The 25,920-nt window shown below is 60.2% G+C and carries 22 protein-coding genes and 1 tRNA gene; 13 read left to right on the forward strand and 10 right to left on the reverse strand.

The annotated features are described in order from the left end of the window. The first annotated feature begins 418 nt into the window (after positions 1–418). The 9 genes from MnOB_RS29875 to MnOB_RS28960 all read left to right on the forward strand — a co-directional run bounded on the left by MnOB_RS29875 (position 419) and on the right by MnOB_RS28960 (position 9,936). Complete coding sequence (locus tag MnOB_RS29875; RefSeq protein ID WP_077527774.1) at positions 419–625, forward strand: DUF7740 domain-containing protein; 207 nt, start codon at positions 419–421, stop codon at positions 623–625. A 585-nt stretch (positions 626–1,210) separates the two neighbouring features. Beyond that, positions 1,211–2,209, forward strand: a complete 999-nt coding sequence (locus MnOB_RS27830) for a succinylglutamate desuccinylase/aspartoacylase domain-containing protein (RefSeq protein WP_077527775.1) — start codon at positions 1,211–1,213, stop codon at positions 2,207–2,209. A gap of 63 nt (positions 2,210–2,272) precedes the next feature. Further along, entirely contained in the window at positions 2,273–3,454 is a 1,182-nt protein-coding gene (locus MnOB_RS27835; protein ID WP_199824612.1) for a M24 family metallopeptidase, read from the forward strand. A gap of 634 nt (positions 3,455–4,088) precedes the next feature. Beyond that, positions 4,089–5,210, forward strand: a complete 1,122-nt coding sequence (locus tag MnOB_RS27840; protein WP_077527777.1) for an ABC transporter substrate-binding protein — start codon at positions 4,089–4,091, stop codon at positions 5,208–5,210. 73 nt (positions 5,211–5,283) lie between these two features. After that, positions 5,284–6,195 (forward strand): ABC transporter permease subunit, encoded by a 912-nt coding sequence (locus MnOB_RS27845; RefSeq protein WP_077527778.1) that lies wholly within the window; start codon positions 5,284–5,286, stop codon positions 6,193–6,195. Position 6,196: 1 nt separating this feature from the next. Beyond that, entirely contained in the window at positions 6,197–7,477 is a 1,281-nt protein-coding gene (gene livM, locus MnOB_RS27850; RefSeq protein WP_077527779.1) for a high-affinity branched-chain amino acid ABC transporter permease LivM, read from the forward strand. Beyond that, on the forward strand, positions 7,474–8,346 hold the full coding sequence (locus MnOB_RS27855; RefSeq protein ID WP_077527780.1) for an ABC transporter ATP-binding protein: 873 nt from the start codon (positions 7,474–7,476) through the stop codon (positions 8,344–8,346). The genes livM and MnOB_RS27855 overlap by 4 nt, the downstream gene beginning before the upstream one ends. Beyond that, positions 8,343–9,059 (forward strand): ABC transporter ATP-binding protein, encoded by a 717-nt coding sequence (locus MnOB_RS27860; protein ID WP_077527781.1) that lies wholly within the window; start codon positions 8,343–8,345, stop codon positions 9,057–9,059. Before MnOB_RS27855 ends, MnOB_RS27860 begins: the two co-directional genes overlap by 4 nt. Positions 9,060–9,189: 130 nt before the next feature. Next, a complete protein-coding gene (locus tag MnOB_RS28960) occupies positions 9,190–9,936 on the forward strand; it encodes a maleate cis-trans isomerase family protein (RefSeq protein WP_158713868.1) in 747 nt (248 codons plus the stop codon). A 375-nt stretch (positions 9,937–10,311) separates the two neighbouring features. Here MnOB_RS28960 and MnOB_RS27865 read toward each other — a convergent pair whose 3' ends face one another. The 5 genes from MnOB_RS27865 to MnOB_RS27885 form a co-directional block, all read right to left on the reverse strand. After that, positions 10,312–11,601, reverse strand: coding sequence for a tyrosine-type recombinase/integrase (locus MnOB_RS27865; protein WP_077527782.1), 1,290 nt, complete (start codon positions 11,599–11,601; stop codon positions 10,312–10,314). Positions 11,602–11,776: 175 nt separating this feature from the next. After that, positions 11,777–11,850, reverse strand: a tRNA-Gly gene (locus tag MnOB_RS27870). A gap of 97 nt (positions 11,851–11,947) precedes the next feature. After that, positions 11,948–12,829 carry an alpha/beta fold hydrolase gene (locus MnOB_RS27875; protein WP_077527783.1) on the reverse strand — a complete coding sequence of 294 codons (882 nt, stop codon included), beginning with the start codon at positions 12,827–12,829 and terminating at the stop codon, positions 11,948–11,950. A 396-nt stretch (positions 12,830–13,225) separates the two neighbouring features. Continuing rightward, on the reverse strand, positions 13,226–13,918 hold the full coding sequence (locus tag MnOB_RS27880) for a pseudouridine synthase (protein ID WP_077527784.1): 693 nt from the start codon (positions 13,916–13,918) through the stop codon (positions 13,226–13,228). After that, positions 13,918–14,130, reverse strand: a complete 213-nt coding sequence (locus MnOB_RS27885) for a cysteine-rich CWC family protein (protein WP_077527785.1) — start codon at positions 14,128–14,130, stop codon at positions 13,918–13,920. Before MnOB_RS27885 ends, MnOB_RS27880 begins: the two co-directional genes overlap by 1 nt. A 264-nt stretch (positions 14,131–14,394) precedes the next feature. Here MnOB_RS27885 and pcsA point away from each other — a divergent pair, with 264 nt between their 5' ends. The 3 genes from pcsA (at position 14,395) to MnOB_RS27900 (ending at position 16,214) form a co-directional block, all read left to right on the forward strand. Beyond that, positions 14,395–15,117 (forward strand): phosphatidylcholine synthase, encoded by a 723-nt coding sequence (pcsA, locus tag MnOB_RS27890; RefSeq protein ID WP_077527786.1) that lies wholly within the window; start codon positions 14,395–14,397, stop codon positions 15,115–15,117. A 229-nt stretch (positions 15,118–15,346) separates the two neighbouring features. Beyond that, positions 15,347–15,787: a carboxymuconolactone decarboxylase family protein gene (locus MnOB_RS27895; RefSeq protein WP_077527787.1), complete on the forward strand. Its 441-nt coding sequence runs from the start codon at positions 15,347–15,349 to the stop codon at positions 15,785–15,787. A 7-nt stretch (positions 15,788–15,794) separates the two neighbouring features. After that, positions 15,795–16,214, forward strand: a complete 420-nt coding sequence (locus MnOB_RS27900) for a cupin domain-containing protein (RefSeq protein WP_077527788.1) — start codon at positions 15,795–15,797, stop codon at positions 16,212–16,214. Between the two features lie 309 nt (positions 16,215–16,523). On the opposite strand, the gene MnOB_RS27905 is transcribed toward MnOB_RS27900, so the two are convergent. The 5 genes from MnOB_RS27905 to MnOB_RS27925 form a co-directional block, all read right to left on the reverse strand. Further along, the gene (locus MnOB_RS27905) at positions 16,524–17,786 is read right to left on the reverse strand and encodes an OprD family porin (protein ID WP_077527789.1); all 1,263 of its coding nucleotides are present in this window, start codon (positions 17,784–17,786) and stop codon (positions 16,524–16,526) included. 87 nt (positions 17,787–17,873) lie between these two features. Beyond that, entirely contained in the window at positions 17,874–19,646 is a 1,773-nt protein-coding gene (locus MnOB_RS27910; protein WP_077527790.1) for an acyl-CoA dehydrogenase C-terminal domain-containing protein, read from the reverse strand. 62 nt (positions 19,647–19,708) lie between these two features. Beyond that, complete coding sequence (locus MnOB_RS27915; RefSeq protein ID WP_077527791.1) at positions 19,709–21,358, reverse strand: cation acetate symporter; 1,650 nt, start codon at positions 21,356–21,358, stop codon at positions 19,709–19,711. Further along, a complete protein-coding gene (locus MnOB_RS27920) occupies positions 21,355–21,684 on the reverse strand; it encodes a DUF485 domain-containing protein (RefSeq protein ID WP_077527792.1) in 330 nt (109 codons plus the stop codon). The genes MnOB_RS27915 and MnOB_RS27920 overlap by 4 nt, the downstream gene beginning before the upstream one ends. Positions 21,685–21,826: 142 nt before the next feature. Further along, complete coding sequence (locus MnOB_RS27925) at positions 21,827–23,449, reverse strand: acyl-CoA synthetase (RefSeq protein ID WP_077527793.1); 1,623 nt, start codon at positions 23,447–23,449, stop codon at positions 21,827–21,829. A gap of 201 nt (positions 23,450–23,650) precedes the next feature. On the opposite strand from MnOB_RS27925, the gene MnOB_RS27930 reads away from it, so the two are divergent. After that, positions 23,651–25,903 (forward strand): PAS domain-containing sensor histidine kinase, encoded by a 2,253-nt coding sequence (locus tag MnOB_RS27930; protein WP_107504144.1) that lies wholly within the window; start codon positions 23,651–23,653, stop codon positions 25,901–25,903. The last annotated feature ends 17 nt before the right edge of the window (positions 25,904–25,920 follow it).

Here is a 25,920-nt window from a genome sequence, read left to right on the forward strand (position 1 = left end):
AATCGCCGTTCTTTTTTCATGGCTCCCCGGAAATCCGCGAAGAACCTTTTTTTTGGGGCGTTATCTGAGCAGGCTAAATAAGTCCGTATAACACGCTAAAGCCATGTGGATTTTCTGGCGGAGGTCGAGTAGCTGCTCAAATACTTCGCATTGAGTCACATGCTGAAGAACTCAGATCAATTCTTCAGGTATCGATCCGCAGTATAGAGCTCGTTGAAGATGCGACCGATAGTGGCGCCGACACGGGACATATTGCAGGCCCTAAGGTGCCATTGCTGATGGCTGAGCTACTTGTTTAGAACTTTAAATACTCCAATAAGGTAAGTCATTGACGGGGCTTTGGTCGAGATTGCTGAATGGCTAGTTTTTTTAAGTAGCGCGCAATTATTCGGCGCGCGTTTCTTTCCCAGGGTGTCGTATGGCTGAAAAGGTAACAATTACAATAGTGGATGCTGTTGTTGCTTTGCTTCTAAGTGAAAAAATTTACGGGACTCAGCAGTCAATACGGATGACGGCGAAGCGATGTGCTGATCGTTTGCCAAGGCGGCGGCGTTACCTAATGTACTCGATCATAAACAGTCCAGATCCACTGAAAATTGTTCACTACATTTGGAGGGGGCTATAAATAATCTGGGATTGAGTAATGAATTTCCGCATATATGCTGCGCAATTAATTGCATTGTCCGAAATTTCTTTAGGGAGCACTGGCCTCCTCCCAAAATTGGTGCGCTCTGCTTCAGAGCAGGTACGCGCGTAAATACAAGTACAAATACCCAATAGTGCCATGCACACGAGCATGAAGGTGGGAAGGGGGGCGATGGAGGCTACAACCAACGCCTAGGGTGCGCCCAGGATCAGACATCTCACTGCGTCTACGATCAGTGCGACTCATATCTCGTCGTTTGTGAAGGCACTGAATACGGCCGGGTCATGATTGAGGCGCTTCGGCAGGAGGTCGTCAGTGATCGCGTCAAGGCTCGGCGCAGACTCCGCCGATCCACTTGACCTTCTCTTGTTTAGCGCCTAACCCGCTTCTCAGTCAGCGGACGTCTTCTCTCATGGTTGCGCTCTTTTTATTCGTTTTTTCTGTGATTTTGTACGAAATGCTGCGTCGTGCGCCTGTTTATCGCAGGGTTCGGTTTCACCATGTTGTTACTATTTTTCTACGTCGCAGGTTCCACAAAGACGAAGAGTTGTTTTGGAGGTGAACATGAATAAGAAAAGCAAAGGCCGGCTGGCGGTCGACTGGAAGAGGAAGGGGCGCCAATACGCGAGCCTCAACTTCCCTTGGTCGAGGAATGAATCGGCCTGGGGAAGTCTGCAGATCCCGATCATCGTCATTGCCAATGGTGAAGGTCCGTTCGTATTGCTGGTCGGCGGCAACCATGGTGACGAGTACGAGGGGCCCCTTGCCTTGTCAAATCTGGCGCGCGAGCTGGAAGTGGAGCGTGTCAGCGGAACCATCTGCATCGTTCCTGCCCTTAACTACCCCGCGTTGAAAGCCGGAACCCGGCTTTCCCCGATCGACGGTCTGAACATGAACCGTGCGTTCCTGGGGCGTGCCGAAGGATCGATTACCGAGCAGATTGCTCACTTTGTTGAAGTCGAGCTCATCGGTCGTGCTGACGCCGTGCTCGATATTCATGCGGGGGGCCGAACCATGATGTTCCAGCCCTTCGCGGTCTCTCACCAGTTGCCCGACGTTGTGCAGACATCGCGCGCGCGCGAAGCGCTGATCGCTTTTGGCGCGCCCATTGGCCTAATTCTGGAAGAGCTGGATAACGAAGGGATGCTGGACACGGCAGTTGAGCGGGAAGGCAAACTCTTCCTTTCCACGGAGTTGGGGGGAGGGGGGTCGACCACGGCCGCTACTATCAAACTAGCCTACGACGGCGCACATAACTTCTTAGTACATACCGGCGTTTACCGGGCTGCGGTCAAAGCTCCGCCGGTGCCAGTTGCGATTATGAAGAATGAATCCGACGGTTACGTCAGCGCCTCCACCAGCGGCTTCATCGAATTCACCCGTGAACTGGGTGAGGTGATCGAAGCGGGCGAGCTAATTGCGCGCATTCACGACTTCGACAACCTACATAACGAACCGCTCCCGGTCACCGCTCCAGTGACGGGCACGTTACTGGGCCGTCACTTTGGTGGATATGCCTACAAAGGCGACTTCTTGGCGATGTTCGCAAGCCCAGAAGACTGAGCCGGTTACGCTCTTCAAGAGAGTTGCCAGATACCCATTTGTTCAATTGAAGTGAGTTGAATTATGAGTAACCCGTTCTTCACAGACGCCGAATATGAAAGCCGTCTGCAGAAAGTTAAGCAACGCATGGTCGAGTCGTCGGTAGATATCCTGTTGGTCGCGGATGTGAACAACATTTTCTGGCTGACGGGCGCTGCAGATTGGTCCTTCTATACGCCTCAGTTTGTGATTGTCAGCCTGCAAGAGGACAAGCCGCTGTGGATCGGTCGCGCAATGGATGCCCCAGGCGCGGCATTGACCTGCTGGATGGGGGGCGACTATGTCGTGGGTTACCCTGAAGACTACGTCATGCGCAAAGATATCCACCCAAGTCAGTACATTGGCGAGTACATTATCGGGCGTTGGCCAAACGCACGCCGTATTGGCTACGAGTCGGATAGCTACTATTTCTCACCCCGCTCGTTCAGTAGTCTGATTGCACAGTTGCCAAACGCAATTTTTGTCGACTGTGACCTCCTGGTAAATCGGGCTCGGGTGGTCAAGAGCAACGTTGAAATTCAGTATCACCGTGAGGCTGCAGTAATCGTTCAGGGGGCAATGCAAATTGCTCACGATCTGATTCAGCCTGGCGTTCGGCAGTCCGATGTAATCGCTGAGATCTACAAGGCACAAATTTCGCCAAATGCCCATTTCGGCGGTGATATTACGGCGCTGTGCCCGATTATCCTGGCCGGTGAAAAAGCTTCTGCTGCACATCCAGCTTGGACTGATGAACGTTTCACTGATAACCAAACCGTCGCCATTGAACTTGCCGGCGCGCGCCGCCACTACACCACTGGCTTGGCCCGAACTCTGCACTTGGGAAGCAACCCTCCGACGGAACTGGTCAACACTGCTGCCGCGGTCGAAGAGGGTATGCAGGAGGTTCTTTCCATGGTCAAGGCAGGTGTCAGTGGCGCCGAAATTCATGCGACGTGGCAGCAGGTCCTGAATCGTTACGGGTTGCGTAAGGACAGCCGCATTGGCTATTCGATCGGCGTTGGCTTGCCGCCGGACTGGGGTGAGCATGTAATCAGCCTTCGCCCTGGCGAACATGAGCCAATCGAATCCAATACGACACTGCATATCATTTTGGGCATGTGGATGAAGGGTTGGGGGATGGAAACGTCCGAAACCATCGTTGTTCAGCCACAAGGCTATGAATGCCTCACGGAATTTCCACGCGGTGTGAATATCAAGCGTTAAACCACTACGCCACCCTGCGGCTTTGTCATCAAAGCCGCGCTTTTGATTGTTTTCAGCGTGGAGAGTGCCGTGAAATTTATTTCAAGCATGAAAGTTTTGTGCGCGCGCGCGCTGGGTTTGAGCTTTGGTGGTTCATACGCAGTTGGGCCGACCGCATCCACCCCCTCCACTTCCCTTAGTCGGGGAAAGTCGAATGGGATACGCACTGGGCGGACTGCATTGATTTTATTTCCGATCGTTTGATGCGGATCTTTAAGCCCGCTCCAGGAATACTGAGTATGGCTGCCCGGGAAATACTTCTGGAACTGTAATTTGGCGGTGGGTTTCAGAGTCCCTCCTAAAAAATTAATCGAACAAACTTACAAGTACTTTTTAACCCATGGATGTGCTGCGTGCGGCAGGACGTAAGCCGCTTCTATGAGGCAGGCTTATCGATTGCCGCGCAAGGAATGTCTTCGGGTAATTCTCTGAGCTGATTTAGAAAGAATCTGGAGGGTGCTTTTAAAGTGCCCTCGAGAGTGGCTGCTTTCCCAAAAGAAGCCTCTTAAGTTGTTGGTGTAACTGTTCTTGTTGTAATTGGCTACGCATTTCGATGCGTTTCTAGATAGATGTAGAAAAATAAAAGAGGTCACTCATGAGCAAACCTAACCTCAAACAACAAGCTCGTTTTGCAGCACTGTTTACCGCTATGGGTCTTGCCTTCGCGGCTCATGCGGATATCAAGGTCGGCGTCGCCGGCCCCCACACCGGTGCCAACGCCACCTACGGCGACCAACTCTGGCGCGGTGCGGTACAGGCAGCCGAAGACATCAACGCCAAGGGCGGCATCAACGGCGAGAAGATCGTACTGGTGAAAGCCGACGATGCTTGTGAGCCGAAACAGGCTATCGCTGTGGCCAACCGCCTCGTGGATTCTGACCAGGTGGCCGCTGTCATCGGCCACTTCTGCTCCTCGTCCACTATTCCCGCGTCCGAGGTCTACGATGAGGCCGGCATCATCACTATCACCCCCGCCTCCACCAATCCGAATGTCACCGACCGCGGCCTGGCTGGCATGTTCCGTGTGTGCGGTCGTGACGACCAGCAGGGCATCATCGCAGGCGACTACATCATCGATGACCTAAAGGCCACCAAGGTCGCCGTCATCCACGACAAGGACACGTACGGTCAGGGTGTGGCCGATGCCACGCGTGCACAGTTGGCCAAGCGCGGCGTTAAAGAAGTGCTCTACGAGGGTGTCACTCGTGGCGAGAAGGACTTCAACGCCCTGGTCACCAAGATCCGCGGTTCGGGTGCCGAGGTCGTCTACTTTGGCGGCCTGCACCCGGAAGCTGGCCCGCTGGTGCGCCAAATGCGCGAACAGGGGCTGACGGCTGTATTCATGTCCGATGACGGGATTGTCACCGATGAGCTGGTTACCACCGCCGGCGGCGCGAAATACACCGATGGCGTGCTCATGACGTTCGTGGCGGACCCCCGGAACCGGTCTGCGGGTAAGGATATTGTCGAGCGCTTCCGTACGCATGGCTACGAGCCGGAAGGCTTCACGTTGTTCTCCTATGCAGCCCTGCAGGTCATCGCTGCTGCCTTCCAGGCCACTGGTGGCACCGATGGTGCCAAGGCCAGCGAATGGCTTAAGAGTCACCCAGTGGACACCGTGATGGGCACCAAGCAGTGGGACGAGAAGGGCGATCTGACAGATTCGCCCTACGTGATGTACCGCTGGGACGCCCAAGGAAAATACAAGCAGCTTTGACCTGCCGCTGTCGTGGCCCATGCCGAGCGATCGGCATGGGTGCCTGTAATTCTTCGATTTGGGAGAGCCCGCTGTGGACGCTCTACTTCAACAAATGATCAATGGCCTCACCCTGGGGTCGGTCTATGGCTTGATTGCCATTGGCTACACCATGGTTTACGGCATCATCGGCATGATCAACTTCGCCCACGGCGAGGTATACATGATTTCGGCCTACCTCATGGCCATATCCCTCGCTCTGCTGTCGTTCTTCGGCCTGCAGTCCTTTCCCATCATCGTACTGGGTACCTTGCTATTCACTGTGGCGGTGACGGGTGTCTACGGCTTTGTCATTGAACGCATCGCCTACAAGCCGCTTCGCAACTCCACCCGTATGGCGCCTCTGATCTCTGCCATTGGCATGTCGCTGATCCTGCAGAACTATGTGCAGCTCAGCCAGGGTGCACGGCAGCAGGGCATTCCGACATTGCTGGACGGAGCGCTCAAGATCCCAGTGGGTGACGGCTTTGTGCAACTCACCTACACCAAGGTCTTCATCCTGGTGGCAGCCTTCCTCGGCATGGCAGTGCTGACCTACATCATCCAGCGCACCAGGCTCGGTCGTATGTGCCGCGCCACGCAGCAGGACCGCAAGATGGCGTCGATCCTCGGTATCAACACCGACCGGGTCATCTCCTACGTGTTCGTTATCGGCGCTGCCATGGCGGCTCTCGCCGGCGTGCTGATTACCATGAACTACGGCACATTCGACTTCTACGCCGGTTTCATCATCGGAGTGAAGGCCTTTACTGCGGCGGTGCTCGGCGGCATCGGCTCGCTACCCGGCGCCATGCTCGGCGGCATCATCCTCGGCATCGCCGAGGCGCAGTTCTCGGACCTGGTCAACACCGATTACAAGGACGTGTTCAGCTTCTCGCTGCTGGTTCTGATCCTGATTTTCCGTCCCCAAGGCCTGCTGGGCCGTCCGCAAGTCGCGAAGGTGTGACATGTCGACTCAATCGACTTCTCTCGACATCAAGAAGAGTCTGCTGGACGCGGTCGTTGCTGGCCTGCTGGCTCTGATCGTATTCGGCCCCATCGTTGGCGTAGTCCTCGAGGGTTACGGCTTCAATCTCCAATTCAACCGCGTCGCGTGGATGATCGCCGCTGTGATGCTTGGCCGCTTCGCTGTCAGTCTGTTCCTGCAGACTCCCAGAGGCAAAGCCTTTCACAGCCGTTTCGAGCTCAGTGGCAGTGGCGTCCATGTCCTGGCCCCTGGTCACAAGTCCAATACTCGCTGGGTCATGGCCTTGATCATTGTTGCGGCCATAGCGTTGCCCTTTGTGGCCGGCAAGTACCTGCTCACCGTGATCATCCTCGGGCTGATCTATGTGTTGCTGGGCTTGGGTCTGAATATCGTGGTCGGCCTGGCCGGTCTGCTTGACCTCGGTTACGTGGCCTTCTATGCCATCGGTGCCTATGGCCTGGCGCTGGGTTACGACCACCTTGGGCTCGGCTTCTGGTCCGCACTGCCTCTGGCCGCCATCGCTGCGGCGCTCGCGGGAGCGATCCTGGGCTTTCCCGTCTTGCGTATGCACGGCGACTACCTGGCCATCGTCACCCTCGGCTTTGGTGAGATCATTCGGCTGGTGCTGAATAACTGGCTTGAGTTCACCGGCGGCCCCAACGGCATGTCCGTGCCTAGCCCCACCTTCATGGGGCTGGAATTCGGTCGCAGGGCCAAGGACGGCGGGGTTCCCATCCACGAGTTCTTCGGCTTTGCCTACAACCCCAATCTGAAGTTCGTGTTCATTTATGGCGTGTTGTTCCTCACTGTGTTGCTGGTCCTGTACATCAAGCACCGCCTGACCCGCATGCCAGTTGGGCGTGCCTGGGAAGCCTTGCGTGAGGATGAGATCGCCTGCCGTGCCATGGGCCTGAACCATGTGCTGGTGAAGCTCTCTGCCTTCATGATTGGTGCCTCCACTGCCGGTCTGGCTGGGGTGTTCTTCGCCAGCTATCAGGGCTTCGTGAACCCCTCGTCCTTTACCTTCTTCGAGTCGGCGCTGATCCTCGCCATCGTCGTGCTCGGCGGCATGGGCTCTACCGTAGGCGTTGTGATCGCCGCCTTCGTGCTGACCGTTGCACCGGAACTGCTGCGTAATTTCGCAGACTTCCGGGTGCTGCTGTTCGGCGTGCTCATGGTGCTGATGATGATCTGGAAGCCAAGGGGATTGATCCGAGTAAGTCGTGTGGGTGTAGCGGCACCGAAGGGGTATGCGCAATGAGTGACGATATTCTGCGAGTCGAGCATTTGATGATGCACTTTGGTGGCATCAAAGCGCTCAAGGACGTCAACCTGTCGGTCAAGCGTGGTTCAGTCACCGCCCTGATCGGCCCCAATGGTGCCGGCAAGACCACCGTGTTCAACTGCCTCACCGGCTTCTATACCGCTAGTGGTGGTGGCATCGAACTGAATGCCCGGGGCATTTCGACCAACGTCATCCGAGTGCTGGGTGAATCGTTCCAGGCGGCGGATTTCGTTAATCCGGTCAAGTTCGGACGGCGCCTTTGGTACAAGATGTTTGGTGGCACTCATCAGGTGAATCGCGCCGGTCTGGCGCGTACCTTTCAGAACATTCGCCTGTTCAGGGAAATGACGGTCGTCGAGAACCTGCTGGTGGCCCAGCACATGCAGGCGAATCGGAATCTCCTGGCCGGCATCTTCAATACGCCGGGCTATCGACGCGCCGAAGAAAAGCTGCTGGAAAGGGCCTTCTATTGGCTCGGCGTGGTTGATTTATTGAGCTGCGCCAACCGACTGGCTGGTGAGCTCTCCTACGGGCAACAGCGTCGCCTCGAGATCGCTCGTGCCATGTGTACCGGGCCGGAGCTGATTTGCCTCGATGAGCCGGCTGCCGGCCTCAACCCGGCGGAAACCGTTGCCCTGACCTCCATCATTCGCACCCTGCGAGACAAGCATTGCGTGACTGTTCTTCTGATTGAGCACGACATGGGCATGGTCATGAGCATTTCCGACCACGTCATCGTCCTGGAGCACGGCGACGTAATTGCGGAGGGCAAGCCGGAGCACATCCAAAACAACGAGCGGGTCATCGCCGCCTATCTTGGCGCGGAAGAGGAGGAGGCGGCATGAGTTCGCCCATTCTGGCACTCCGGGACGTGGATGTTTTCTACGGGCCCATCCAGGCACTGAAAAAGGTATCGCTGGAGATTCACGCCGGTGAAACAGTGTCCCTGATAGGCGCTAATGGCGCCGGCAAGTCGACCCTGCTGATGTCGATTTTTGGTCAGCCGCGTGCATCGTCCGGATCGATCGTTTATCGGGGAACCGATATCACCCAGAAGTCTCCGCACTTCATCGCTTCCAATGGTATTGCGCAGTCACCAGAGGGGCGTCGTGTTTTTCCTGACATGACGGTTGAAGAGAACCTGTTGATGGGGACCATTCCCGTCGGAATGGACAACGCCGATCACGACAAGGAGCGCATGTTCCAGCTGTTCCCGCGTTTGAAGGAGCGGCGTAACCAGCGTGCCATGACCATGTCCGGCGGTGAGCAGCAAATGCTTGCCATTGCGCGTGCTCTGATGAGTAGACCAAAAATTCTGTTGCTGGATGAGCCAAGCCTCGGCCTTGCGCCAATCGTGGTGAAGCAGATCTTTCAGACCCTGCGCGATCTTGCCGCCGAAGGCATGACCATCTTCCTCGTGGAGCAGAACGCCAACCACGCGTTGAAGCTCAGCGACCGAGCCTACGTGATGGTTACCGGCGAGATCCGCATGACCGGCAGCGGCCAGGAGCTGTTGGAGGATCCCCAGGTACGAGCAGCGTACCTCGGCGGACACTAAATCTCAGACCGTCGGCGGCGCCTCGAACTGTCGGGGCGTTCGCCTCAATCCATAAGTTTGTGGATTGCACCTTATGGCGTCTCATCCTCTGATCCCTGAGCGATTTTCATATCATCGGGAGGATAAAATAATGATTCTATTTCCGACTACGGTTTCCGAAAACGACCCAACCAAGCGCCGCCCTCGTCTGGGTCTGATCGCACCGGCTTCAGATATTCTGATTGAACGGGATTTTTGGCGCATGGGTCTGGCGGCAGGGGTTGATATTTTCACTACACGCATCCCCCTCGACATGCCGCTAACACCAATTACTCTCGCTCGTCTTGCGGATGGTATCGCTGGGGCAACGGAACGCCTTCTACCAGAAGAAACTCTTGATGCAGTTGTCTTCGGCTGCACTTCCGGTTCCGCCGTGATCGGGGCTGAGAACGTCGCGGCTCGAGTCCATTCGATTCGACCTCATTTAGGGGTAACGAACCCTGCAATCGCAGCGGTCGCCGCACTGGAATATCTGCAAGCAAAACGTATAGCTTTCGTCGCGCCCTATACCGCCGATGTGGCTGAGCAAACAGCAAGCGTTTTTACAAATGCCGGCATCACCATCACGGATGCGCGCTGTCTTGGCTTGCTAACCGATGCGCAGATCGCAGTGCCTGGCCCTGACCATTACCACGCAGTGCTATCAGACATGGACACAGCGCAAGCTCAAGCAATATTTTTATCCTGCACCACCTCACGTGCGTTGGACTCGATAGAAAGTCTGGAGCAGGCTACAGGGCTGCCCGTTGTGACTTCAAACCAAGCATCTTTCTGGCACGCGATGCAGATGATGGGAGTTGACTGCTCTATACCCGGCCTTGGTCGCCTTCTCTCATAATAATTGCGTATGCCCGCATACGACCTTGCAGAGTGGCTGTGTGCGATTCGTATGTGGCTGGTGAACACACCTTCCGAGGCCGGCCGATCAGGGTAATTGTGTCCACGCATTTTTAGTCGGACGCAATCACCTTTAACGTCTGGATCGCCAGGCGCCAACGCAAGTCCTACTCGAAATCCTTCAATACCCAAGTCGTCCACGAGTGTGCAGTGGCCGCTATTGCGATGAGGTACGGGTTCAACGCCAATGTCGCTCGCCTGTGGATTGGTTGCTTTTCGCCGTTTTCTGCCTATTGCGACTTAGGGGTGGTGGTCAGGTCGAGTACAAGCGCTGGCCAAGTCAGATGCAATTCCTCAGTGTGTTGAAACTTTGACGTCATGCGTGGGCCACCAGCTCCACCACGTTGACCTCCACCGTATTCACCCGGCTATCGAAATCGGCTCGTTGGGCAGGGGTCATGCCATTCTCAAGGCAATCCAAATAGTCGACATACCACTGCATCATGGCTCGTCGCTGAGGGAGGTACTGGGCCTTGTTGTATATCCCAGATGTACCAGGCTCTATGTGCGCAAGCTGAGCTTCGACATGATCCTTTTTCCAGTCGTGTTCGCGAAGCAACGTGCTTGCCGTGTGACGCGTACCGTGTCCCACCAGCTTCCCTTTGTAACCGACCTTGGTGAGCGTCAGGTTGATGGTGTTCTCGCTGATAACGGGCTTTTTCCACCCAATCCCAGGGAAAAGGTAACGTCCCCGCCCTGTGACTCGGTGGAGTTCACGTAGTGCATTGAGCGCCTGACGGCTGAGGGGCACCACGTGTGGATTGGCTGTCTTCATTTTCGCAGCCTGAATCGTCCATAGTGCGTTTTCAAAGTCGATTTCAGACCATTCTGCCCAGCGAACCATTCCAGGTCGGGAGGCTGTCCATAGACACAGCCAGGTCGCTGTACGCGCGGGCATGCGGCTTGTGCTTCGCCGCAGCGCTTGCAGGAAGCAAGGGAGCTCGTGTTCGAGCAAATGAGGGTACGGAGTTGCTTTGGGCCGCTTGGTTGCAATGGCGCCCAGCTCTGAAGCAGGATTGAACTCGCAAAGCCCTCGGGCAATCGCCTGGCTGAAAATCTGACGCAAGGCTGAACGAATCTTGTCGCGTGTATTCGTTGCTCCTCGGGCGTCAATTTTCTCCTGCAACAGGGCACAGTCTCTCGGCGTGATTTCCTTGATTGGTTTGTCGCCCAAGGCAGGCAGGATGTCATTGTCGAGGTAGCCGCGTATGAGCCTCAGCGTACTGTCCCTCAAACCATCGTCTATTTTGCGTTGGTACCAGTAGGTTACTGACTCGTGGAATGGGTTGAGCACCGCTGAGTCGCGTTTTGCCCGCTGGACAGCTTTGTGTTGTACCGGGTCAACGCCATGGGCAACCAGGTCGCGAAGCTCCGAGGCTCTTTTCCGGGCGACTTTGGCTGGAATCTCCGGGTAGGCCCCCAGCCCATGCCAGCTCCAGCTACCGTCTGGCTTCTTGTGACGTAGCAGCCAGCCCTTTTGGCCATTGGGTTTCACCCGGAAGTACAACCCCTGACCATCTAGCTCGCGATACTCTTTGCCCTCCGGCTCCAAGCTCGCAAGTACAGTGTCTGCCAATGGTCGCTTTTTGATCTCTGATCGTTTCATCCCTGTACACCAAAGTTACGATTTATTTTCAGTGTACAGGTGGGTGTACACCAGGGACAACGCTATATGGGAACAACAGGGAATATGCGGGCACAAAAAAACCGGCTGAAAGTGCCGGTTTGTCTGGGGTTCCGCGTCATGTCGGAGCAATAGGGAGCATACGGGAACAAGAAGCTGGAGCGGGCGAAGGGAATCGAACCCTCGTCATGAGCTTGGGAAGCTCAGGTAATGCCATTATACGACGCCCGCGAAGGGTGCTCTTTTTACCAGAAGGCGCGGGCGAGGTGAAGCCCGGGGCAGCCACAAGTTACTGAAAATACTTGCGCCTGTCCGGGCGGCCACGCGTTCAAACGGCTACAGCCTGGTAGTCGGCAACCTGCGGGCGAGCCATGCCCTTGGTGGCCGGAGTCTTGAGGAAGCCCAGCATGGCTTGCTGGGTTTGCAGCCAGGCGGCCTTGGTTTCGACGTCGACGAAGTGGCCGGCGTTGTCGATGGTGGCGAACTGGCAATCACGCACGTGCTTGGCGAAGTGGCGGGCATCCTCGGCGGAGGTGTACTCATCCCGATCGCCATTGATGAACAGCAGCGGGATGTCGACATTGGCCAGGCAATCCACGTAGCAGCGCGAATCCATGTTCAGAACCTGGCAAACGTGGTGGTGCATTTGCAGGTATTCGTGGTCGTCGAGGCTGCTGCAGTGCTTGTGGTTGAAGCGCTGGTACAGGCTCGGCAGGTATTTGCCGATGGTGTTGTTGACCAGGTGGCCCACGGCGTCGCGATCAATGGCCGACAGGCAATCCAGGCCGCGGGAGAGGTAGTCCATCATCGGTGCGTTGAGGATGGGCGAGAAGGAGGTGACGATGGCCTTCTTGATCCGTGCCGGGCACTGGGCCAGGGCGAGCAGGGCGGAAACGCTGCCCCACGAGAAGGACATCAGGTAGTCCACCCGGAAGTGCTCGATCAGGTGAAGGAGGATGTCGGCCTCGGTCTCCTTGCCGATGAAGCGCGAGTTGTCGTTGTGCGGCTTGGATTGGCCGGCATAGGGCTCGTCGAAGAGCACCACGTTGAAATGCGGTTGCAGGTATTTCACTGTCTGCGCGAACGAGGCGGTCGTCGACAAGGAGCCGTTGACCAGAATGATGGTCTCCCTGGCTTCCGGGTTGCCGTAGAACTCCGTGTAAACCTTGTACTGGCTGTGAATCTCGACGATGGCGGTTTCCGGCCTCATGTCGTTTCCTCCTGGCGCAGATGGGTCATGCGGGCCCTCTAAACGGCTTGGTCCGCTCTAAGTCTTGGCAGTAGGAAAACGCCTTTCGATGACAATCGAATGTCAGGCGGGAATTTTTAGAATTCTTTATTTATCAAGCGGTTAGGTCGAGAAAAGACGAGGGAGTCCGGCGCTTCAGGGGCACCGAACGAGTCTTCTAACCAGGCAGGGAACCTACGAGTGCAGAGCACAAGAGACCGCAGGGAACGCTTAGACGGTCGGCGTGACTCTTTGGTCACGCTCTGACCTTGTGTCCGATTTAAGCAGGCCATGATTTCACTCGCAAGCGTATTGAAAGGAAAAATTCTTGCAGTTCGTCGGGTTATTCGATCCCGATGTGACTCACGAGTGTTCTAGCTAAAAGCAGGCCACTTCCTGAGCCGTGAGCGACCGGTAGTCGCCTGGCTGCATGTGGGGGTCAAGCTTCAGCGGGCCTACGCTCTCGCGGTGCAGGCGTACGACCTTGTTCTGGAAGTGGCCGAACATGCGCTTCACCTGGTGGTAGCGACCCTCGTGCAGGGTCAGGCGGGCGGCACAGGGGGCGAGGATTTCCAGCTGGGCGGGGAGGGTGGTCAGGCCTTCATAGGCGAAGTAGAGCCCTTGCGCGAAGGTGTCGATGTACTCGGTACCGATGGGCTGCTCGGTTTCCACGTAGTAGACCTTGGGCTGCTTGCTGCCGGGCAAAGTGAGCCGGCGCGACCAGAGCCCGTCGTTGGTGATCAGCACCAGGCCGGTGGTGGTGAGGTCCAGACGCCCGCCCAGGTGCAGCTCGTGTTTGTCGGGCTCGTCCAGCAGGTCGAGCACCGTGGGATGCTCCGGGTGCTCGGTGGCGCTGACATGGCCGGAAGGCTTGTAGAGCATGAAGTAACGGGCCGGCTTGCCGGCCTGGAGCAGGCGTTCGTCCAGCTCGACCCGACTGAATTCTCGGACCTCGAAGCGGCTGTCGGTAACGGGTTGGCCATCCACTCGAATTCGACCGGCGGCCAATAGCAGGCGCGCATCGAGGCGGCTGAACTCCGGAAAATTGCTCAAAAATCGATCAAGGCGCATCAGCTTGGTGCATCGGGTGGCAACGCGCGTGCGCAGCGGGGACAGAGGCAGGTGCGGTCGATGTCCTGCGGGGGAATTTTTTCGAGCACCGCCGGGTCGATCTTCGCCTCAAAACACCAGCACGCCTCGCCGGCCCTGGCGGGATCAGCCTGGGTGCACTGGTTGCTCTGGCCGCATAGCGGGCAGCGGGTGGGATCGGATGGGGCGCTCATGGCGGTTGATCTGGGGGGAGAGGGCGCAAGGGTGCCGACTTGAGATTCGGGCTGCAAGTCCGCGCCGATGGGTGCCGTTTTTCGGATGATCGCGCGCCGACCGGTATTGCTGTCTGGCGCGGATGACCTAGGCTCGAATATGCAAGATGCAGATGTCTGAAAACGACATGGCCGGACTCAGAAAACTCTGAAGGCATTTGAGAAGCTAACGCATAATCGCGGTCTATCGATTCTGTCACCCACCATTTAGAGCAGAGCTGCCTCGTGTCCACCAACATAAGTGTCGTCAATAAAGCCAAGGCCTGGTCCGCTCACGGTGTCACTGCCACCGGCGTTGTGCTGGCCCTGATGGCCATTCTCGCCCTGTTCGACAACCAGCCCCGCGATTGCCTCCTCTGGCTTGGCGCCGCCCTGCTGGTAGACGGTCTGGATGGCACCCTCGCCAGGCGTGTACAGACCAGCACCATGCTGCCCAATTTCGACGGCTCGACCCTGGACCTGGTGATCGACTATCTCACCTATGTGTTCATTCCGGCCGTTTTCATCTACCGCTACATCGACCTGCCGGAGCACACGGCGCTGGTGGCGGTGAGCCTGATCCTGGTGTCGTCACTGTTCTGTTTCTGCAACCTGAACATGAAGAGCAGCGATAACTACTTCGTGGGATTCCCCGCTGCGTGGAACGTGGTGGCGCTGTACATCTGGATCATCGATCTGCCGCCGGTAGTAAGCCTGCTGCTGATCTGCGTCCTCGCGGCGCTGACGCTGACCAAGCTGAAGTTCCTCCACCCGTTCCGGGTACGCAAGCTGATGCCGCTGAACATCGTGGTCACCTTCGTATGGATGATCAGCAGCATGCTGCTCATCCTCCAGCACCCGTTCTACAAATCCCTGGTGCTGGGCATCTGGTGGCTGGCCTCGGCCTACTTCGTGGGCATCTGCCTGTGGCGCAGCCTGCTGGATTGGACCCATAAGCTGAAAGCCTGACCGTATTTTGTAGGGGCGATTTCAATCGCCAATGGCTGCGCAGCTGCCACGGCCAAGCCCAAGCGCCGAACCTTCGGTCCGGTTGGCGAATGAATTCGCCCCTACAGGTGATCTGCGACCGCCTGATTTATCAGGATTGGCCTCCCCGTATTCAGGCCAATTGGCCGTAGGTCAAAGACACCGCCAGCAGTAGTTTGGAGGCATCCCTTCCCACCCTGAGGATGCCCCGATGACACCCCGCCTGGATTTCTACGCCGCCTCCCCCGATGCCCTTAAGGCGATGCTTGCCCTGGACGCGGCGGTGAGCAAATTGCCGCTGGAGAAGCCGCTGCTGGAACTGGTGAAGCTGCGTGCATCGCAGCTCAACGGCTGCGCCTTCTGCGTCGACCTGCACAGCTCGGACGCCCGCAAGCGCGGGGAAACCGAGCGCCGTCTCTACTCGGTAGCCGTCTGGCGTGAAAGCCCTTTCTTCACCGCCCGCGAGCGCGCTGCCCTGGCCTGGACCGAATCGCTGACGCGTCTGTCAGAAACCCACGCCCCGGATGAGGACTACGCGCAGCTGGCCGCCGAGTTCAGCGAGCGCGAGCGCGTGGACCTGACCCTGGCCATCAGCACCATCAACTCCTGGAACCGGCTGGCAGTCGGCTTCCGCAAAATCCCGAGCGAGTGAGGCCACCATGCGCAACCTGAAGACTTTGAGTGCCCTGGCCGCCGGCCTGGTGCTGTTGAACCTCCCCCTGGCGTATGCGCACGAAGCGGGCGAGGGCCAGGAGCAAGTCACGATCCTGCAGGATCACGAGCTGCTCAACGCGCCAGGCAAGCAGGCCATCCTGCTGACCGTGGACTATGCGCCGGGGCAGCGCTCCGTGGCTCATAGTCATGCGGGATCGGTGTTCGCCTACGTGGAGGAAGGGGAGGTGATCTCCCAGCTCAAGGGCGAGGAAGCCAAGCACTTCAAGGCGGGCGAAAGTTGGTATGAACCCGCCGGCAGCGTCCACCTGCAATCGCGCAACGCCAGCGAATCCAAACCGGCGAAGCTGGTGGTGTGGATTCTGAAGGGCCCGAAGGAAGCGGTTCTGGATCCTTACAAGCAGTGATGGTGCTTGGCTCGCTGTCGCAGGTTGGTGCTGCAGGGAACGCCCCGTTGTTGTGCTTTGCGAGGGTGGATGCCGTAGGTCGATCTAAATACGCAGCACAGCTTTTGTGTAGGAGCGAGCTTGCTCGCGAAAGGGTCCGGCTCGGAAGGTTCGCGAGCAGAGCTCGCTCCTACAAATGCTGTGGTACTCAGCTTTGGGGGGAACCCGTTGTGTTGGGCTTCGCTGCGCTCTGCGCCAACCTACAGGAGCCGGCTCCTGTAGGGGCGAATTCATTCGCCAAGCAGGACGCAGTCCTGCCGCGGTGACCCCTTACCAGAGCGGCAGGGTGTAGCTGAGGATCAGGCGGTTCTCGTCGAGGTCGTTGCCGAAGTTGGTGGTGCGCACCGTGGCATTGCGCCATTTGAGGCCGAGGTTCTTCAGCGGTCCGCTCTGCACCACGTAGGCGATGTCGGTGTCGCGCTCCCATTCCTTGCCGTCTTCGCGACCGGCGCCCAGTTCCACGCCGTCGCCGGAGAGGTAGCGGGTCATGAAGGTCAGCCCGGGAATCCCCACGGCCGCGAAGTTGTAGTCGTAACGTGCCTGCCAGGAACGCTCCTCGCGGTTGGCGAAGTCGCTGATCTGCACGAAGTTCACCAGGTAGGCGTCGCTGCCGTTGACGTAGGCGAAGCCGGTGTCGCCGCTCATGCGCTGGTAGCCCAGGCCGAGGGCGTGGCCGCCGAAGCCGTAGGTGAACATGGCGCCGAAGGCCTTGTTGTCGACATTGCTGCCGCCCTCGTCGGTGGAGCGGGCGAAGCGCAGGTCGCTCTTCAGGCTCTGGCCGTCGCCGAGGGGCAGCAAGTGGTTCAGGCTCAGGTAGTGCTGGCGGTAGAAGTCGTCCAGGCGGCCGAAGCCATAGCCGGTAGTCAGGGCGTCGTTCCACTTGTAGCTGAGGTTGGCGAAGTCGAAGGCGTCGCTGGTGGTCTGGCGCGCGCGGATGTTCTTCACCCCGACGGTGGTGATGCTCATGTCCTCGTAGTCGGAGGAGTCGCGCTGGTTCACCTGGGTGAGGCGTCCGGCGTCGACGGTCAGGCCGTCGATCTCCAGGGAATTCAGCTGGCCCCCTTCGAAGGTCTGCGGCAGCAGGCGCGAATCGTTGGCCAGCAGCACCGGCAGCTTGGGCATCAGGGTGCCGAGCTTGAGGGTGCTCTTCGAGGCCCGCAGCTTGGCGGTCAGGCCCAGCTCACCGTACTCGTCCTGGGCGCGTTTGGGGGCTTCGCGATCTCGCTTGAGCAGGCCGGAGCCGGCGCGGTCGGGGCTGGAGTCCAGCTTCACGCCCAGCAGGCCGATAGCGTCCAGGCCGACGCCGATGCTGCCTTCGGTGAAGCCCGACTCGTAGCGCAGGAGGAAGCCTTGCGCCCATTCCTCGGCCTTGGCCTGCGGGGCGGCGTGCTGGCGGAAGTCGCGGTTGAAGTAGAAGTTGCGCAGCTCCAGGCTGGCTTTCGAATCCTTGATGAAGTCCGCTGTGGCGGTGCCGGATAGACCGAGGGCGCCGCCAGACAGCAGCAGGACGGTGGTGAGGGGGTTACGGGTCATCGTGATTCCTCTTGTTGTTGTTTTTTCAGGTACAGCGGAATAAAAAAGCGCGGCCCAAAGGAGCCCAGGCCGCGCCACGCTCAATCGTCAGAACTGTTCGCTGGAAAGGCCGAAGAGCGGCTCGGCGCCAGTGCGGATGCTGGCCTCCAGGGCGAGGGTGCGCGGCAGCAGGCGGCGGAAGAAGAACTCGGCGGTGGCCCGCTTGGCACCGTAAAAGGCCTCGTCCTCGGCTTGACGCGCTTCGGCTACGGCAGCCATGCGCGCCCACAGCCAGGCGTAGGCCACATGGCCGAAGAGCTGCAGGTATTCCACCGAGGCAGCGCCCACTTCGTTGGGGCTGCGGCTGGCCTGGGCCAGCAGCCATTCACTGGTGCCCTCCAGGCGTCCGAGTGCTTCCAGCAGCTCGGCGGAGTAGGGCGCGGCAGGTTGGCTGGCGAAGGCGCGCACCTCGGCGCAGAACAGCTTGAGCGCGGCGCCGCCATTGGCCACTACCTTGCGGCCGAGCAGGTCGAGGGCCTGGATGCCGTTAGTGCCTTCGTAGATCTGCGCAATGCGTACATCGCGTACCAGTTGTTCCTGGCCCCATTCGCGGATGTAGCCGTGACCACCGAACACCTGCTGGCCGAGCACGCAGCTGTCCAGTCCGGTGTCGGTGAAGAAGGCCTTGGCCACCGGAGTGAGCAGGGCCACCAGGGCCTCGGCGCGCTTGCGTTCGTCGCTGTCATCGGTGTACTTGGCCAGGTCCAGTTGCTGGCCGACATAGCAGGCGAAGGCGCGGCCGCCCTCGGTCATGGCCTTCATGCTGAGCAGCATGCGGCGCACGTCGGGGTGATGGATGATTGGGTCGGCCACCTTGTCCTGCGCCACCGGGCCGGCGGGTGCGCGGCTCTGGATGCGCTCGCGGGCGTAGGTCACGGCGGCCTGGTAGGAGGCGTCGGCGCAGCCAATGCCCTGGATGCCGATGGACAGACGCTCGTAGTTCATCATGGTGAACATCGCGGCCAGGCCCTTGTTGGCTTCGCCGATCAGCCAGCCGCTGGCGCCGTCGAAGTTCATGACGCAGGTGGCCGAGGCCTTGATGCCCATCTTGTGTTCGATGGAGCCGCAGGACACGGCGTTCTGCTCGCCCAGCGAACCGTCCGCACTGACCATGACCTTGGGCACCAGGAATAGCGAGATGCCTTTTGGTCCGGCGGGCGCATCCGGCAGCTTGGCCAGCACCAGGTGGATGATGTTCTCGGTGAGATCCTGTTCGCCGCCGGTGATGAATATCTTGGTACCGGTGATGCGGTAGCTGCCGTCGGCCTGGGGTTCGGCCCTGGTGCGGATGATGCCGAGGTCGGTACCAGCTTGTGGTTCGGTGAGGCACATGGAGCCGGCCCAGCGCCCTTCGTACATCGGGGGCAGGTAGGCCTGTTTCAGCTCGGCACTGGCGTGGGCGTCGATGGCCAGGCAAGCGCCGGAAGACAGCGCGGAATACAGGGCGAAGCTGGAGTTCGCGGCGTAGAGCATTTCCTCGAACTGCACGGCGAGCATCTTCGGCATGCCCAGACCGCCGAAGTCCGGGTTGCCGGAAAGCCCTACCCAGCCACCCTCGATGTAGGTGCCGTAGGCCTCTTTGAAGCCTGCGGGGGTGCTGACCACGCCCGCGTGCCACTGCGCGCCTTCTTCGTCGCCGCTGCGGTTGAGCGGGGCGATGAGCTGCCCAGTGACCTTGGCCGCTTCTTCCAGGATTGCGTCGGCGGTATCGGCATCGACCCGTTCGGCCAACGCAGGCAGGCGCGCCCAGAGGGACGGGGCGTCGAAGACCTCATGCAGGACGAAGCGCAGGTCGCGCAGCGGGGCGTTGTATTCGGGCATGGCGAGGAACCTCTGTTACGGCGATTGCGGGAAGGCACGGCCCGCAGGCCGTGCCGGATGGATCAATGGCTGCTGGCGGCCGCGGCTCCCAGGCCGGTCTGGGCGCGGACGAATTGGTCGGCGTAGGCGGCCCGCTCGCGGCTTGCGCGGGCGCTGCGGTCCAGGCTGGAAACCAGCACGATCACCGCGAAGGCCAACGGCATGGAGAACAGCGCCGGGTGGTCATAGGGGAAGATCGCCTTGGCATGGCCGAGCACCGTCACCCACACCGCTGGCGAGAGGATCACCAGCACCAGGGCCGACACCAGGCCGACGAGGCCACCGCAGAGGGCGCCACGGGTGGTCAGGCCCTTCCAGTACATGGCCATGATCAGCACCGGGAAGTTGGCCGAAGCGGCGACGCCGAAGGTCAGGCCGACCAGGAAGGCGATGTTCATCTGCTCGAACAACAGACCCAGGCCGATGGCCACCAGGCCCAGGCAGACGGTGGCGATGCGGCTCACGCGCATTTCATCCTTCTCGCTGGCACGGCCTTTCTTCAGCACGGTGGCGTAAAGGTCGTGGGAGATGGCCGAGGCGCCCGCCAGGGCGAGGCCTGCGACCACGGCGAGAATGGTGGCGAAGGCCACAGCGGAGAGGAAACCGAGGAACAGGTTGCCACCCACGGCCTGGGCCAGGTGCATGGCGACCATGTTGCCGCCACCTACCAGGGCGCCGCCCAGCTTGCCGTCGACGAAGTACTGCGGGTCGGTTCCGACGATGACGATGGCGGTGTAGCCGAGCACGCACACCACCAGGAAGAAGAAGCCGATGAAGCCGGTGGCGAACAGCACCGAGCGGCGGGCTTCCTTGGCGTTGGGGACGGTGAAGAAGCGCATGAGGATGTGCGGCAGGCCGGCGATGCCAAACACCAGGCCGAGGGACAGCGAGACGGCATTGATCGGGTCGGCCAGCATCGAGCCGGGGCCCATGATGCCGTTGCCGATGGCATGGGTTTCCACCGCGCGGCCGGCCAGTTCCTCGAAGCTGAAGCCGAACTCGCTCATGGCCATCAGCATCAGGGTGGTGCCACCGGCCAGCAGCAGGACGGCCTTGACGATCTGCACCCAGGTGGTGGCGATCATGCCGCCGAAGATCACGTAGACCAGCATCAGCACACCGACCACCACCACCGCCATCTGATAGTCCAGTCCGAACAGCAGCTTGATCAGTTGGCCCGCGCCGACCATCTGCACAATCAGGTAGCAGCAGACCACCGTCAGCGATCCGAGGGCGGCGAAGCTGCGTACGCGGGTCTGGTCGAGGCGGTAGGAGACGATGTCGGCGAAGGTGTACTTGCCCAGGTTGCGCAGGCGCTCGGCCATCAGGAAGGTGATCACCGGCCAGCCGACGAAGAAACCGATGATGTAGACGAAGCCATCGTAGCCCTTGGTGAATACCAGGCTGGTCAGGCCCAGCAAGGTGGCCGCGGACATGTAGTCACCGGCAATGGCAAGACCATTCTGGAAGCCCGAGATACCGCCGCCAGCGGTGTAGAAGTCGGCGGTGGAGCGGGTGCGGCGTGCGGCCCACCAGGTAATCGCCAGGGTGGCGAGGACGAAAACGAAGAACATGCCGATGGCATGCGGGTTGAGCGGTTGCTTCTGCGCGGTGATGGTGTCTGCGAAGACGCTCAGGGGTGCCAGGGCGAAGAGGGCGAGTAGGGCTTTCATGCCTGGGCCTCCGCGAGGATTTCTGTGCTGAGGCTGTCGAAACGGGTGTTTGCGCTGCGCACGTACCAGGCGGTCAGCAGCCAGGAAAGGACAATGATGGCGGCGCCCAGTGGGATGCCCCGACTGAGGTGGCTGCCCTCGTAGAGTGGCATGTGCAACCAGCCGGGGACGAAGGCCACCAGCATGATGAACAGGTAGTAGACGCCCAGCACCACGGCGCTGAGCGACCAGGCGAGCACCGCGCGTTGGCGTGCCAGACGTTGGAACTTGGGGTTTGACCGGATGCGGTCGCAGCTTTGGACGTGAGGTGTGTCGTGGGTACTCATGACGGGCTCCGCTTGTTGTTGTTGTCGATGCCTGTTGCCGGCCGCCGCAGTTTTTTTGGGCATGCGACGACCCTTGGTGGCAACCGCTGGCTGCCACCCTGTTCTTGAAGCGCTGCTGTGTCCGGCCGCTGCCGGAGGCGGGTTAGAGGTTCTTCGCCATATCCCGCAGGACGTACTTCTGGATCTTGCCGGTGGAGGTCTTCGGCAACTGGGTGAAGATCACCGTCCTCGGCACCTTGAAACCGGCCAGGTGTTCGCGGCAGAAAGCGATGATGTCGGCCTCACGTGTTTCCTGCTGGTCGGCCTTGAGGGTGATGAAGGCGCAGGGGGTTTCACCCCATTTTTCGTCCGGGCGCGCCACCACGGCCGCTTCCAGTACCGCTGGGTGGCGGTAGAGCACGCCTTCCAGTTCGATGGTGGAGATGTTTTCACCACCGGAAATGATGATGTCCTTCAACCGGTCGCGGATTTCCACGTAGCCATCCGGGTGCCAGACCGCCAGGTCGCCGGTGTGGAACCAGCCGCCCTCGAAGGCTTCGCTGGTTGCGCTGGGATTCTTCAGGTAGCCCTTCATGACGGTGTTGCCGCGCATGAAGATCTCGCCGATGGTCTGGCCGTCCATGGGGACGGGTTCGAGGGTCTTCGGATCAGCCACCATCACGCCTTCCAGGGTGGGGTAGCGCACGCCCTGGCGGGACTTGATGCGGGCGCGTTCTTCCAGCGGCAGCTCGTCCCATTCCTCGTGCCAGGCACAGACGGTCACCGGCCCGTAGACCTCGGTGAGGCCGTAGACATGGGTCACGCGGATGCCCATTTCCTCTACGGCACCAATCACCTTGGCCGGCGGTGCGGCACCGGCCACCATGGCGTTCACCGGGTGGTCGATGGCGGCCTTGGCCGATTCGGGCATGTTAACCAGGGCGTTGAGCACGATGGGCGCACCGCACAGGTGGCTGACCTGGTGTTCGCGAATCAGGTTGAGGATTTTCTGCGGGTCGACCCGGCGCAGGAAGACGTGCACGCCTGCCAGCGCGGTTACGGTCCAGGGGTAGCACCAGCCGTTGCAGTGGAACATCGGCAGCGTCCAGAGGTAGACCGGATGGTTGCCCATGTTCCAGGTCATCTGGTTGCCAAGGGCGTTCAGGTAGGCGCCACGGTGGTGGTAGACCACGCCTTTGGGATTTCCGGTGGTGCCAGAGGTGTAGTTCAGGGAGATGGCCTGCCATTCATCCTCGGGCCATTGCCAGGCGTAGTCCGGGTCGCCTTCTGCCAGCAGCGCTTCGTAGTCCAGCTCACTCACGGCCACGCCCTCGCCGTATTCCGGGTCCTCGACGTCTATCACCAGTGGTGGGTGGTCGAGCATGCCGATGGCGGCGTGGATCACCTCATGGAACTCGCGGTCGGTGATCAGCACCTTGGCTTCGCCGTGCTGCAGCATGAAGGCAATGGCTTCGGCGTCCAGGCGCACGTTCAGGGTGTTGAGCACCGCGCCGATCATCGGCACGCCAAAGTGCGCCTCGAGCATCTGCGGGATGTTCGGCAGCATCACCGCCACCGTGTCTCCCTTGCCAATGCCACGGCCGGCCAGGGCCGACGCCAGACGCCGGCAGCGCGCATAGGTCTGCGCCCAGTTGCGGCGGATGGAGCCGTGGATCACGGCCGGGTAATGAGGGTAAACGGCGGCAGTGCGCTCGATGAAGCTGAGGGGGGAGAGGGCGATGTGGTTGACGGCAGCAGGGGCGAGGCCCTGATCGTAGATCGACATGCTGGATACCCGGCGGCTGATTATTAGCTCTTCTGCACCGGCGCATCTGGAAGAGGCCGGTAGCTCTCTGGGGTGATTTATATACCAAGTTCACAATGGTATGGAAGTAATTCTATAGTCATATAGTAGAAGTACTATATTGTTTCTGTTCCTTCTGCAGGCCGGTATATCCTTGCCCACCCCCCCAGCGCTGGACTCGCCATGACCCAGACTCCGGTTCGACTTCACACTTGGCTGCGCCTGCAACGCGAGGGCGTGCCCCTGGCGGCCCGCGCCGATGCCCTATGCAGGGCGCTGCGCGGTTGCGCTGAGGTGCGGCAGGCCTTCTATCTGAGCTGGCAATCCGGTGCTCGCATTTACAGCCATGAGGGCAGTTGCCAGCAGCTACCACCGGGCCAAGGTGATCCGCTGCAGGCCAGCGACGAACGTCTGGTCGAGCGTCTGGCAGAGGATGGGCGGCTGTCACTGCATGAACTCCGTCAGCTCGATTGCTGGCTGGCTGGCCGCCTGCGCCGGGCCGCGATCAGCCATGGTCAAGCGTTCGACCTGACGCTGGAGATCGGCCAGCGGGGGCTGCTGCTGGTGGAAGTACACGAAGGCGTGGGGCTGGATTGGCTGGGTTGCGTGCATGAGTTACTCACCACTCTGCTCGGCAGCGTCAACGGCCTGTTGCGCGCTTCGCCGTTGCTTGGCCATGACCCGCAGCCGAGCCTGCTGGTGGATGCCGGAGCCGCCCCACTGGAACTGAACGCCGCGCTGCTGGCGATGCTCGGGGAAATGCCCATGGCCGAGGTGCTGCGCTTTTTGCCGGTGAACCATGCCTCCCTGGTGCGTGCCTGCCTGGCCCAGGAGCGTGCCATTGAAGGGGTGGAGGCCCAGTGCGGCGAACGCATTCTGGTCTGGACCTATATTCCCGATCTACGGGAGCAGCGGGTGTTGGCGCGCTGCCGCGAAGCGACCACTCAGATCCTCGCCGAGCGCGAGGCGGCACGGGCGCGTCGCCTCTACCGGTTGATCACTGAGAACACCACCGACCTGATTTCCCGGCATACCCCCGAAGGTCGCTTCCTCGACGCCTCACCGGCCTCCTGGACCCTGCTCGGTTACTGGCCGGAAGAGCTGCGCGGACAGCTCGCCCAGTGCCTCTTTCATCCCCAGGAGCTGGCCCAACTGGTGCAGCGCGCCCGGGATGCGCTGGAGCAAGACGGTTACCACACCATGACTTACCGCATCCGCCATCGTGCAGGGCATTACCTCTGGTTCGAGACGGCCAGCCGCGCTATCCGCGAGACCTACACCGGGGCAGTGGTGGAGGTGGTCAGCGTGTCCCGCGACATCACCGCGCGGGTGCAGGCCGAGGAGAACCGGCGGCGTCTGGCCGAGGTGGTGGAGGCCAACACCGACCCTGTGCTGTTCGTCGACCCCGCTGGGCACATCACCTACCTTAACCCGGCCGCCCGCCGGGCTCTGGGCCTGGAGGCCCGACAGCCGATGCCGGCTCTGGCCGAGGTGATGCTGGCGGACGATCTTGCGCGCCTGCAACGGGAGGGCTGGCGCACCGCCGAGCGCAAGGGGGTGTGGAGCATCGATTCGCGGCTGCTGCCACCGGACGGCGGCGCATCGGTGCCGGTGTCCATGGTGCTGCTGGCCCACAGTACGGCGGGAGGCGAACGCTACTACTCGCTGGTGGCCCACGACATGACCGAGCGCGAGCTGCGCGAGGCTCAGCAGCGTCGCCACCAGGATGAGCTGGCGCATACCGCGCGGCTGGTGACCCTGGGGGAGCTGGCCTCCGGCATTGCCCACGAGATCAACCAGCCCCTCGCCGCGGTAGTCAACTACGCCAGTGCCAGCCAGCGCTACCTGCAATCCCTGGGCAGCAACCCCAAGGCGGCAGAGCGAGTGGCCCAGGGGCTGGAGCGCATCACCGAACACGCCAACCATGCCTCGGAAGTGATCAAGCGGCTGCGGGCCTTCCTGCGCAAGGGACAGCGCAAGATGCAGGCGCTGGACGTGGCCGAAGTGGTCCGCGAAGCGGTACGGCTGTGCGCCTGGGAGGCCAGCGCCTGCCAGGTGGCGATCGCCGAGCAATTACCGGACAATCTGCCGCCGGTTTACGCCGATCGGGTGCTGCTCGAACAGGTGCTGCTCAACCTGCTGCGCAACGCCATCGACGCCAACCGCGAGGCTCATCCGGGCCGGGAATCGATCATCCGATTGGCAGCCTCGGCGCAGGACGGCCAACTGCTCATCGAGGTTTGCGATCAGGGGCCAGGGCTGGGCGAAGAGGAACTGGGGCGCATCTTCACCCCCTTCTACACCAGCAAGCCGGATGGCCTGGGCCTGGGGCTGTCGATGAGCCGCAGCATTGTCGAAGGATTCGGCGGCGCACTGGACGGGATGCCGAACGGGGAGGGCGGGCTGCTCATGCGTTGCCGCCTGCCGCTGCAATAACAAGAAGGCAACAGGAG

Origin of the sequence: Metapseudomonas resinovorans (genome assembly GCF_002003485.1) — a bacterium.
GTDB classification, from domain to species: Bacteria; Pseudomonadota; Gammaproteobacteria; order Pseudomonadales; family Pseudomonadaceae; genus Metapseudomonas; species Metapseudomonas resinovorans_D.

Bases quoted from the DNA above. Each gene is read 5' to 3' on its own strand.
- MnOB_RS29875 (WP_077527774.1), top strand. From the start codon at position 419: ATGGCTGAAAAGGTAACAATTACAATAGTGGATGCTGTTGTTGCTTTG.
- MnOB_RS27830 (WP_077527775.1), top strand. From the start codon at position 1,211: ATGAATAAGAAAAGCAAAGGCCGGCTGGCGGTCGACTGGAAGAGGAAG.
- MnOB_RS27835 (WP_199824612.1), top strand. From the start codon at position 2,273: ATGAGTAACCCGTTCTTCACAGACGCCGAATATGAAAGCCGTCTGCAG.
- MnOB_RS27840 (WP_077527777.1), top strand. From the start codon at position 4,089: ATGAGCAAACCTAACCTCAAACAACAAGCTCGTTTTGCAGCACTGTTT.
- livM (WP_077527779.1), top strand. From the start codon at position 6,197: ATGTCGACTCAATCGACTTCTCTCGACATCAAGAAGAGTCTGCTGGAC.
- MnOB_RS27855 (WP_077527780.1), top strand. From the start codon at position 7,474: ATGAGTGACGATATTCTGCGAGTCGAGCATTTGATGATGCACTTTGGT.
- MnOB_RS27860 (WP_077527781.1), top strand. From the start codon at position 8,343: ATGAGTTCGCCCATTCTGGCACTCCGGGACGTGGATGTTTTCTACGGG.
- MnOB_RS28960 (WP_158713868.1), top strand. From the start codon at position 9,190: ATGATTCTATTTCCGACTACGGTTTCCGAAAACGACCCAACCAAGCGC.
- MnOB_RS27865 (WP_077527782.1), bottom strand. From the start codon at position 11,601: ATGAAACGATCAGAGATCAAAAAGCGACCATTGGCAGACACTGTACTT.
- MnOB_RS27875 (WP_077527783.1), bottom strand. From the start codon at position 12,829: ATGAGGCCGGAAACCGCCATCGTCGAGATTCACAGCCAGTACAAGGTT.
- MnOB_RS27880 (WP_077527784.1), bottom strand. From the start codon at position 13,918: ATGCGCCTTGATCGATTTTTGAGCAATTTTCCGGAGTTCAGCCGCCTC.
- MnOB_RS27885 (WP_077527785.1), bottom strand. From the start codon at position 14,130: ATGAGCGCCCCATCCGATCCCACCCGCTGCCCGCTATGCGGCCAGAGC.
- MnOB_RS27895 (WP_077527787.1), top strand. From the start codon at position 15,347: ATGACACCCCGCCTGGATTTCTACGCCGCCTCCCCCGATGCCCTTAAG.
- MnOB_RS27900 (WP_077527788.1), top strand. From the start codon at position 15,795: ATGCGCAACCTGAAGACTTTGAGTGCCCTGGCCGCCGGCCTGGTGCTG.
- MnOB_RS27905 (WP_077527789.1), bottom strand. From the start codon at position 17,786: ATGACCCGTAACCCCCTCACCACCGTCCTGCTGCTGTCTGGCGGCGCC.
- MnOB_RS27910 (WP_077527790.1), bottom strand. From the start codon at position 19,646: ATGCCCGAATACAACGCCCCGCTGCGCGACCTGCGCTTCGTCCTGCAT.
- MnOB_RS27915 (WP_077527791.1), bottom strand. From the start codon at position 21,358: ATGAAAGCCCTACTCGCCCTCTTCGCCCTGGCACCCCTGAGCGTCTTC.
- MnOB_RS27920 (WP_077527792.1), bottom strand. From the start codon at position 21,684: ATGAGTACCCACGACACACCTCACGTCCAAAGCTGCGACCGCATCCGG.
- MnOB_RS27925 (WP_077527793.1), bottom strand. From the start codon at position 23,449: ATGTCGATCTACGATCAGGGCCTCGCCCCTGCTGCCGTCAACCACATC.
- MnOB_RS27930 (WP_107504144.1), top strand. From the start codon at position 23,651: ATGACCCAGACTCCGGTTCGACTTCACACTTGGCTGCGCCTGCAACGC.